Genomic DNA, 372 nt, shown 5'->3' on the forward strand with positions numbered 1-372 from the left:
TCGTCGTAGGCGTAATTCATGACGCTGTGATCAGCGCGCGTGTGTTCAGTGAGGTTGCTCAGTTTGTCGTAGCGATAGCGATCCGTGCTGCCGTCGGTGTGGACGTGGCGGATGATGTTCTTCGCCGCATCACGGAAGAACCACTCCGAGCGACCATCGGCATGGCAAATGCGATAGGTGTACCCAAGGCTGTCGTAGTAGTGCCGGGTTTCGTGGCCCAAAGCATCAGTGACATAGGTCAGGCGGATGTTTTCGTCCCACGCCAGTCGCGTGTCGAAACTGCCGTCATCGGCCCATTCGCGCACGGCTTTGGCATCGGCTCCAGTGCCTTGCCACTGCAGATTCAACCCACGATTGGTGCGGTCGGTGTAG

1 protein-coding gene is annotated in these 372 nt (G+C 58.3%); it reads right to left on the reverse strand.

Annotated elements, in window-relative coordinates:
* Positions 1–372 (reverse strand): hypothetical protein (locus tag ACYAR8_RS23850; protein ID WP_463581235.1); only part of this gene is annotated, 372 nt, incomplete at both ends.

Source organism: Pseudomonas sp. HP_01 (assembly GCF_055284355.1).